Origin of the sequence: Streptomyces sp. NBC_00045 (assembly GCF_045041095.1) — a bacterium.
GTDB lineage: Bacteria > Actinomycetota > Actinomycetes > Streptomycetales > Streptomycetaceae > Streptomyces.
Genome location: NZ_CP108272.1, coordinates 167,343 through 177,983 on the forward strand (window position 1 = coordinate 167,343; position 10,641 = coordinate 177,983).

The 10,641-nt window shown below is 74.6% G+C and carries 1 protein-coding gene; it reads left to right on the forward strand.

Annotation, left to right across the window (positions count from 1 at the left end):
* A complete protein-coding gene (locus OHA65_RS36720) occupies positions 1 to 10,641 on the forward strand; it encodes an SDR family NAD(P)-dependent oxidoreductase (protein WP_405763545.1) in 10,641 nt (3,546 codons plus the stop codon).

Sequence of the window (10,641 nt, forward strand, 5' to 3'; positions counted from 1 at the left end):
GTGAGACCCGACATGGCAAATGACGAGAAGATCCTCGACTACCTGAAGAAAGTCACGGCCGACCTGCACCAGACCCGGCAGCGGCTCCAGGACGTCGAGGCTCAGGCGCGGGAGCCGATCGCGATCGTGGCCATGAGCTGCCGCTACCCCGGCGGGATCACCACGCCGGAAGAGCTCTGGCAGCTGGTGGCCGAGGGCCGCGACGCCGTGGCGGGCATGCCCACCGACCGTGGCTGGGACCTTGAGACCCTGATGGACCCGAACCCGGACGCCCCCGGTTCGAGCTACGTCCACCAGGGCGGGTTCCTGGAGAACGCGGGCATGTTCGACCCCGGGTTCTTCGGGCTCAGCCCGCTGGAGGCGGAGGGCACCGACCCGCAGCAGCGCCTGATCCTCGAAGTGTCCTGGGAGGCGTTCGAGCGCGCCGGCATCGACCCGGAGACCCTGCGGGGCAGCCAGGTCGGCGTCTACATGGGCTCGGGCATCCAGGACTACGGCGACTACGAGGAAGGCGTCCCGGAGGCCGTCGAGGCGTTCATGGCGACCTCCCGCGCCTCGTCCGTCATCTCCGGCCGGGTCTCGTACACCCTGGGGCTGGAAGGCCCCGCCTTCACCGTCGACACCGCCTGCTCGTCCTCCCTGGTCGCCATCCACCTCGCCGCGCAGGCGCTGCGCCAGAACGAGTGCAAGCTCGCCCTGGCCGGCGGTGTGATGATCATGTCGACCGCGTCGCCGTTCGTCGCGTTCAGCAAACAGAAGGGCCTGTCCCCCGACGGCCGCTGCAAGGCGTTCTCCGAATCGGCCGACGGCACCGGCTGGGCCGAGGGCGCCGCCGTCATCCTCCTGGAGCGCCTCTCCGACGCCCGCCGCAACGGCCACGAGGTCCTCGCGGTGATCCAGGGCTCCGCGATCAACCAGGACGGCGCTTCGAACGGGCTGACCGCGCCCAACGGCCCCGCCCAGCAGAAGGTGATCCGCCAGGCCCTGGCCAACGCCGAGATACCCGGCGCCCACGTCGACCTCGTCGAGGCCCACGGCACCGGCACCACCCTCGGCGACCCCATCGAGGCGCAGGCCCTGCTCGCCACCTACGGCCAGGACCACACCGCCCAGCGGCCGCTGCGGCTCGGCTCGTTCAAGTCGAACATCGGCCACGCCCAGGGCGCGGCCGGCGTCGGCGGCGTCATCAAGACCGTCATGGCGATGCGCAACGAACTCATGCCGCGCACCCTGCACGTCGCCGAGCCGTCCAGTCACGTCGACTGGACCGCCGGCCACGTCGAGCTGCTCACCGAGGCGCTGCCCTGGCCCAAGGCCGAGGACCACGCCCGCACCGCCGGTGTCTCCGCGTTCGGCCTCAGCGGCACCAACGCTCACGTCATCCTCCAGGAGGCGCCGGAGCCGGAGTCGGCCGCCGCGGACGCCGAGCCGGTCCGTCAGGCCCCGGCCGTCACCTCCCCGGTCCTGCCGTACGTCGTCTCGGCGCGCAGCGCCCGGGCGTTGCGCGGCCAGGCGGAGAAACTGGCCGCGTTCGTCCGCGAGCGCGCAGGGGACGAGGACCCGCGCGGCATCGGTCACGCCCTGATCACCCGCCGCACCGCCTTCGACCACCGCGCCGTCGTCCTCGGCGACGGCAAGGACGCCCTGCTGGCCGGCCTCGACGCCCTCGCCGACGGCGGCAAGGCCCCCCACCTGGTCCGCGGAACCGCCTCCGGCTCCCCGCAGGTCGCGTTCGTCTTCCCGGGCCAGGGCTCGCAGTGGATCGGCATGGCCGTCGAACTGCTCGACTCCTCGCCCGTGTTCGCCGACCGGATGCGGGCCTGCGCCGAAGCCCTCGCCCCGTTCACCGACTGGAACCTGCTGGACGTCGTACGCGGCGAGCCCGGCGCCCCCACCTACGACGAGGTCGACGTGGTCCAGCCGGTGCTGTGGGCCGTCATGGTCTCGCTGGCCGAGCTGTGGCGCTCCTTCGGCGTCGAACCGGCGGCGGTCGTCGGCCACTCCCAGGGCGAGATCGCGGCGGCCACCGTCGCCGGCGCCCTGTCCCTGGAGGACGGCGCGCGCGTCGTCGCCCTCCGCAGCAAGATCATCCGGTCCGGGCTGGCCGGCCGCGGCGGCATGATGTCCGTCCGCCTGCCGTCCGCCGAGGTCCGCGAACTCATCGCCCGCTGGGACGGCCGGCTCCAGCTCGCAGTCGTCAACAGCCCCACCTCGGTCGTCGTCTGCGGCCACCCCGACGACCTCGACGCGCTGTACGCCCACCTTGAGGCGGGCGGGATCCAGGCCCGTAAGATCCCCGTCGACTACGCCTCGCACTCCGTCTTCGTCGAGGAGATCCGCGACGAGGTCCGCGAGGCCCTGTCCGGCGTGACCCCCCGCTCCGCGGACGTCGCCTTCTACTCCACCGTCGTCGGCGCCCCCGTCGACACCGCCACCCTCGACGCCGACTACTGGTACCGCAACCTGCGCCAGACCGTCCTGTTCGAGGAGACCACCCGCGCCCTCCTCGACGACGGCTTCACCGTCTTCGTCGAGGCCAGCCCGCACCCCGGCCTGCTCGTCGGCCTCGCCGAGACCGTGTCCGCCGTCGGCGTCAGCGCCGCACCGGTCGGCTCGCTGCGCCGCGGCGAAGGCGGCGTACAGCGCTTCGCCACCTCCCTCGCCGAGGCCTGGGCGGCCGGCGCGCCCGTCGACTGGACCCTCTTCCACGGCTCCGCCCCCGCCCGCCCCGCCGACCTGCCCACGTACGCCTTCCAGCGCGAGCACTACTGGGCCCCGGCCCCCGCGGGCACCGGCGACGTCGAGGCCGCCGGCCTCGACCCGGCCGGCCACCCGCTGCTCGGCGCCGTCATCACCGCGCCCGACAGCGACGGCTTCACGCTGACCGGCCGTCTCTCCACCGCCACCCACGGCTGGCTCGGCGACCACCGGGTCGGCGACCAGGTCTTCTTCCCCGGCACCGGCTTCGTCGAGCTGGCCGTCCTGGCCGGCGACCGGGCCGGCTGCACCACCGTCGAGGAACTGACCCTGGAGGCCCCGCTGGTGCTGCCCGCGCGCGGCGGCGTCGCCGTCCGGGTCACCGTCGAGGCGCCCGACCCGGCCGGCCGCAGGGGAGTCACCGTCCACTCGCGCGGCGAGGACACGGGCCTGTCCTGGACCCGGCACGCGGTCGGCACCCTCGGCCGCACCGCCGCCCCCGCCCGCCCCTTCGACACCACCACATGGCCGCCCGCCGACGCCGAACCCGTCGACCTTCGGGACTTCTACGAGAACGTCGCCGCGGAAGGCCTGGACTACGGCCCGGTGTTCCGCGGCCTGACCGCGGCCTGGCGCCTCGGCGAGGACGTGTACGCCGAAGCCGCCCTGCCCGACGGCACCGACGGCACCACGTACGGCCTCCACCCGGCGCTGCTGGACGCGGCCCTGCACACGGTCGCGCTGACCGGCGTCACCGGAGACCAGGCGGCCCTGCCGTTCGCCTGGTCCGGGGTCACCCTCGCCGCCGAGGGCGCCGCCGCCGTCCGCGTACGGGTCAGCGCACTCGGCGACGGCGAGGTCGCCGTCGACCTCGCCGACGCCTCCGGGCAGCCCGTCGCCTCGGTCGACTCGCTCGTCCTGCGGCCGCTCACCGACGACCGGCTGGCCCAGGACCGCTCCCTCACCCGGGACGCCCTGTTCCGCATCGACTGGCAGGCCCTCCCGGCGGCCACCGCCGATGCCTCCCTCGCCACGTGGGAGGCCACCCGGTCCGCCGCCGAGGACGCCGAGGACGCCGAGCCGGCCGACGTGGTCCTGTGGGACGCCCCCGCCGGCACCGGAGCCGACGCCGCCCGCACCGCCGCGCACCAGGCCCTCGCCGTCGTCCGGGAATGGCTCGCGGACGAGCGGTACGCCGCATCGGTCCTCGTCGTCCGCACCCGCGGCGCGGTCGCCGCCCTGGCCGGCGAGGACGTCACCGATCAGGCCGGCGCCACCGCATGGGGCCTGGTCAGGTCGGCCCAGTCCGAAAACCCCGGCCGCATCGTCCTGGCCGACGCCGCGACCGACGCCGACGTCCTCACCGCGTACGCCGCCGGCGAGTCCCAGATCGCCGTCCGCGACGGCGTGGCGTACGCGCCGCGCCTGGTCCGCGCCACCGCGACCGACGCGGACGCAGCCCCCCGGTTCGCCGAGGACGGCACCGTGCTGCTCACCGGCGGCACCGGCATGCTGGGCCGGGTCTTCGCCCGCCACCTGATCACCGCGCACGGAGTGCGCCGCCTGCTGCTCGCCGGTCGCCGCGGCCCGGACGCCGAAGGCGCCGCCGAACTCGCCGCCGAACTCACCGCACTGGGCGCCCACGTCGAGATCGCGGCGTGCGACGCCGCCGACCGCGACGCGCTCGCCGCCCTCCTGGCCGCCGTCCCGGCCGAGCACCCCCTCACCGGCGTCATCCACCTGGCGGGCGTGCTCGACGACGGCATCCTCGGCTCGCTCACCCCCGAGCGCATCGACGCCGTCCTGCGCCCGAAGGTCGACGCGGCCCTCAACCTGCACGAACTCACCTCGGACGCCGACCTGGCCGCTTTCGTCCTCTTCTCCTCCGTCGCCGGCGTGTTCGGCAACCCCGGCCAGGCCAACTACGCTGCCGCCAACGCCTTCCTGGACGGCCTCGCCGCCCACCGGCAGGCCCGGGGCCTGCCCGCCCAGTCCCTCGCCTGGGGCTTCTGGGGCGAGGCCAGCGCCATGACCGGCAGCCTGACCGAAGCCGAACGCTCCCGCATCTCGCAGGGCGGCGTCTTCCCGATCTCCGCCGAGGAGGGCGTCGCGCTCTTCGACGCCGCACGGAGCGCGGGCGACGCCACCCTGGTACCCGTCAAGCTGGACCTCGGCGCGATCCGCGCCCAGGGCGGGAGCGCCCGCGAGGTGTTCCGCTCCCTCGCCCCGGTCACGGGCCGCCGCAAGGCCGGCGGCAAGATCGAGGCCGGCGCCCTCCAGCAGCGGCTGGCCGCACTGCCCGCCGCCGACCGCGAAGAGGTGCTCGTCGAGCTGGTGCTGCGGCAGGTCGCCGACGTACTGGGCTTCAGCTCGACCCAGGCCATCGAGCCGGAGCGGGCGTTCAAGGAGCTCGGCTTCGACTCGCTGCGCGCCGTCGAGTTCCGCAACGGACTCGCCGAGGCCACCGGCCTGCGCCTGCCCGCCACCGTCGTCTTCGACTACCCGAACCCGCTCGCCCTGGCCCGCCACCTGCTCACCGAGGTGTCCGGACTGCCCGCGGCCGCACAGCCCGCGGCCCGCAAGACCACCGCCGCGACGGCCGACGACGACCTCGTCGCCATCGTCGGCATGGCCTGCCGCTACCCCGGCGGCATCACCTCGCCCGCCGGCCTGTGGCAGGCCGTCGCCGACGGCGTCGACGCGATCTCCGACTTCCCGGCCGACCGCGGCTGGGACCTGGCCCGCATCTACGACCCGACCGGCGCCCGTCCCGACACCAGCTACGTCGCCCGGGGCGGATTCCTCTACGACGCGGGCGACTTCGACCCCGACTTCTTCGGCATCAGCCCGAACGAGGCGCTCATCATGGACCCGCAGCAGCGGCTGCTGCTGGAAGCGTCCTGGGAGGCGTTCGAAGACGCCGGCATCGACCCGCGCACCCTCAAGGGCAGCAGCACCGGCGTCTACTCCGGGATGATGTACCACGACTACGCGCACAACGCGAGCACGGGCGGCATCGCCTCGGGCCGGGTGTCCTACGTCCTCGGCGTCGAGGGCCCGTCCATGACGGTCGACACGGCCTGCTCGTCCTCCCTCGTCTCCCTGCACCTGGCCGTCCAGGCACTGCGGTCCGGCGAGTGCACCCTCGCCCTGGCCGGCGGCGTCACCGTGATGTCCGACCCCGAGGTGTTCGTCGAGTTCAGCCGCCAGAAGGGCATGGCCAGGGACGGCCGCTGCAAGTCCTTCGCGGGCGCCGCCGACGGCGCCGCCTGGTCGGAAGGCGTCGGTGTCCTCGTCGTCGAGCGCCTCTCGGACGCCCGCCGCAACGGCCACCGCGTCCTGGCCGTCGTACGGGGTTCCGCCGTCAACCAGGACGGCGCCTCCAACGGGCTCACCGCCCCCAACGGCCCCTCCCAGCAGCGCGTCATCCGCACCGCCCTGGAGGGCGCCGGCCTGACCACCGCCGACGTCGACGTCGTCGAGGCGCACGGCACCGGCACCACCCTCGGCGACCCGATCGAAGCCCAGGCCGTCCTCGCCACCTACGGCCAGGACCGCGACGAGGACAAGCCGCTGTGGCTGGGCTCCCTCAAGTCGAACATCGGCCACGCCCAGGCCGCCGCCGGCGTCGGAGGCGTCATCAAGATGGTGCAGGCCCTGCGCCACGGCCTGATGCCGAAGACCCTGCACGTCGACGAGCCCACCCCGGTCGTCGACTGGGAGGCGGGCAACGTCAAGCTGCTCCAGGAACCGGTCGCCTGGCCCGCCCGCGCCGGCCGCCCGCGCCGCGCCGGCATCTCCTCCTTCGGCCTCAGCGGCACCAACGCCCACGTCATCCTCGAAGAGGCCCCCGCCACCACGGCGCCCGCCGGCGAACACCGCGAACTGCCCCTCGTACCGGTGGTGCTGTCGGCCCGCAGCCCGCAGGCCCTCGCCGAACAGGCGGAACGCCTGCGCACGCGGGTCACCGAGGACGCGGAACTCTCCCTGACCGACCTCGCCCACTCCGCGGCCACCTCCCGCACCCCCCACGACCACCGCGCCGCGGTCGTCGCCGGGAACCGCGAGGAGCTGCTGGCCGCACTCGCCGCGCTGGCCGACGGCACGCCCGCCGCCGCGGGCGCGGTGCAGGGCGCGGTACGGGACGGCAAGCCGGCCTTCCTGTTCACCGGCCAGGGTGCGCAGCGCCTGGGCATGGGCCGGGAACTGCACGCCGACTTCCCGGTCTTCGCCGCCGCCCTCGACGAGGTCGTCGCCGCTCTCGACGCCTACCTCGACACCCCGCTGTACGAGGTGATGTGGGGCCAGGACGAGGCGCTGCTGAACAGCACCGCGTTCACGCAGCCCGCGCTCTTCGCGATCGAGACGGCCCTGTTCCGGCTCGTCGAGTCCTGGGGCGTCCGCCCGTCCTTCCTGGCCGGCCACTCCATCGGCGAGATCACCGCGGCCCATGCCGCCGGGGTGCTCTCCCTGGAGGACGCGGCCCGCCTCGTCGCCGCCCGCGGCCGCCTGATGCAGGCGCTGCCCACCGGTGGTGCGATGGCCGCCGTCGAGGCCACGGAGGAGGAGGTCCTGCCGCACCTGACCGACAAGGTCGGCATCGCCGCGGTCAACGGCCCGCGTTCGATCGTCGTGTCCGGCGCCGAGGACGCGGTCGAGGAGATCACCGCCGTCTTCACCGCACTGGGCCGCAAGACGACCCGGCTGCGCGTCTCGCACGCCTTCCACTCGCCGCTCATGGACCCGGTCCTCGCCGAGTTCCACCTGGTCGCCGAGAACGTGACGTACGACCAGCCGAAGATCCCGGTGGTCTCCGGCGTCCACGGCGAGATCAGCGAGGACTGGGGCACCCCGGACTACTGGACCCGCCACCTGCGCGAGGCCGTCCGCTTCGCCGACACCGTCCGCTTCCTACACGGCCAGGGCGTCACCCGCTTCGTCGAGCTGGGCCCCGACGCCATCCTGTCGGCCCTGACCGGCACCACCCTGGACGGCCGGGACGTCGCCGTCGAGCCGGTCCTGCGCAAGAACCGCCCCGAATCGCGCACCCTGCTCACCGCACTGGCCCGCCTGCACACCACCGGCACGCGCATCGACTGGCAGGCCTTCTACGCCGGCACCGGCGCCCGCCGCGTCGACCTGCCGACGTACGCCTTCCAGCGCCGCCGGTTCTGGATCCTCGACGGCCAGGCGGGCGGCGACGCCACCTCCCTCGGCCTCTCGACGGTCGACCACCCGCTGCTCGGCGCGGTGATCTCCGCACCCGAGACGGACGGGATCGTCCTCACGGGCCGCCTCGCGCTCTCTGCCCAGCCGTGGCTGGCCGACCACAAGGTCGGCGAGACCGTCCTCTTCCCCGGCACCGGCTTCGTGGAGCTCGCCGTCCAGGCGGGCGACCGGATCGGCTGCCCGGCCGTGGACGAACTGACGCTGGAGGCGCCGCTGGTGCTCCCGCCGCACGGCGGAGTCGCGGTGCGGGTCGCGGTCGGCGCCCCCGACGGGTCGGGCAGGCGTCCGGTCACCTTCCACTCGCGCGGCGAGGACGAGGACCTGCCGTGGGTGCGGCACGCGGTCGGCACGCTCACCGAGGAGGCCGCCGAACCCGCGCGCCCCTTCGACGCGACGGCCTGGCCGCCCGCCGGCGCCGAGCCGGTCGACCTGGACGGGTTCTACGCGGACGTGGCCGAGGCCGGCCTGGCCTACGGCCCCGTCTTCCAGGGCATGAAGGCCGCCTGGCGCTCCGGCGACGACGTCTTCGCCGAGGTCGCACTGCCCGACGGCGTGGAGCCGGACGGGTACGGGGTCCACCCCGCGCTGCTGGACGCGGCGCTGCACCCGGTCGCGCTGTCCGGCGTGACCGGCGGCGAGGCCGCCCTGCCCTTCGCCCTCTCCGGCGTCTCGCTCACCGCGGACGGCGCCGCGAGCCTGCGCGTACGGGTCTCCGCCCGTGGCGAGGGCTCGGTCGCCGTCGACCTCGCGGACGCCTCCGGGGTCCCCGTCGCCTCGCTCGCCTCGCTGATGCTGCGCCCGCTCGCCGCGGAGCAGCTGGCCGCCGACGGCCGCTCCGTGGTCCGGGACGCACTGTTCCGGATCGACTGGCCGACGCAGCAGCCGACGGCCACCGCCGACGCCCGGCCGGTGGCCGCATGGCAGTCGCTCGGCGACGGCCCGGTCGCGGACACCGTCGTCTGGGACGCCCCCGCCGGGTCGGACGCCGCCGCGGTGCACACCGCCGTCGGCCAGGCCCTGGACGTCCTGCGGGAATGGCTGGCCGGTGAGCGCTTCGAAGGATCGACGCTCGTCGTCCGCACCCGCGGCGCGGTCGCCGTCGCCGACGAACACGTGGGCGATCTGGCCGGCGCGGCCGTCTGGGGCCTGGTGAAGACCGCCCAGTCGGAGAACCCGGGCCGCGTCGTCCTCCTCGACACGGACACCGCCGACGCCGCAGACACGGCGGACGTCGCCCTCGCGGTGGCCTCCGGCGAACCGCAGTCCGCCGTACGGGCCGGCGCCGTCCACGCCCCGCGCCTCGTACGGGCCGCGGCGGACGCCGACACCGCAGCGGCCGCGGCCGCCGAGTTCGCCCCCGATGGCACGGTGCTGATCACCGGCGGCACGGGCATGCTGGGCCGCCTGTTCGCCCGGCACCTGATCACCGAGCGCGGTGTGACCCGCCTGCTGCTGACGAGCCGCCGGGGTCCGGCGGCCGAGGGCGCGGCCGAACTGGTCGCGGAACTCTCGGAATTGGGCGCCCAGGTGGAGATCGCGGCCTGCGACACCTCCGACCGGGACGCCCTCGCCGCCCTCCTGGCAGCGATCCCGGCCGCCCACCCGCTGACAGGTGTGATCCACATGGCCGGCGTCCTGGACGACGGCGTCCTCGCCTCCCTGACACCGGAGCGCGTGAGCGCGGTCCTGCGCCCCAAGGTCGACGCGGCCCTGCACCTGCACGAGCTGACCGCGGGCCTGGACCTGGCCGCGTTCGTCCTGTTCTCCTCGGTGGCCGGTGTGCTCGGCAACCCGGGCCAAGCCAACTACGCGGCCGCCAACGCCTTCCTGGACGCCCTCGCCTCCCACCGCCGGGCCCAGGGCCTGCCCGCCCAGTCCCTCGCCTGGGGACCGTGGGCGGCCGAGGAGGCCGGCGGCGGCATGGCCGGCGAGCTGGCCGTCGCCGACAGCGGCCGCATGAGCCGCATCGGCATCGAGACACTGTCGGCCGGCGCGGGCACCGAGGTGTTCGACGCGGCCCGCACGCACGGCGCACCCGCCCTCGTGACGATCCTGCTGAACACGAAGGCGATGCGGAACGCCACCGACCTCCCGGACCTGTTCCGGAGCCTGGTGCCCGCCCGCTCGCGCCGCCGCGCGGAGTCCGGCTCCACGGTCGACGTGGCGGCGTTCCACCGGCGGATGGCCGGGCTGTCCGACGCGGCCCGTACCGACGAACTGGTCGACCTCGTACGGGCCCACGCGGCGGCGATCCTCGGCCACTCGGGGGCGACGTCGATCGGCAAGGGCCGCGAGTTCAAGGAACTCGGATTCGATTCGCTGTCCGCCGTCGAATTCCGCAACAGCCTCGCCGAGGCCACCGGACTGCGACTGCCGGCCACGCTCGTCTTCGACTACCCCAACTCCCTCGCGCTCGCCGAACACTTCGCCGAGGAGCTGCGGCCGAGGGAAGGGAGCGGGGGGAGCGGCGACGCGGCCGACCCCGACTCCGACGAGGGCAGGATCCGCCGCCTGCTCCAGACCGTCCCCATGGCCCGCCTGCGCGAACTGGGCCTGGTGGACACCCTGCTCGAACTCGCCGACGGGCGAGCGGAACACACGGAGTCCACGACGGTCGCCGCGGAGGAAGAAGCGATCGACGACATGGACGCCGAGAGTCTGATCAACATGGCGCTCGACGGTCTCGGGCTGGACGACGCGATACAGGGAATGTGA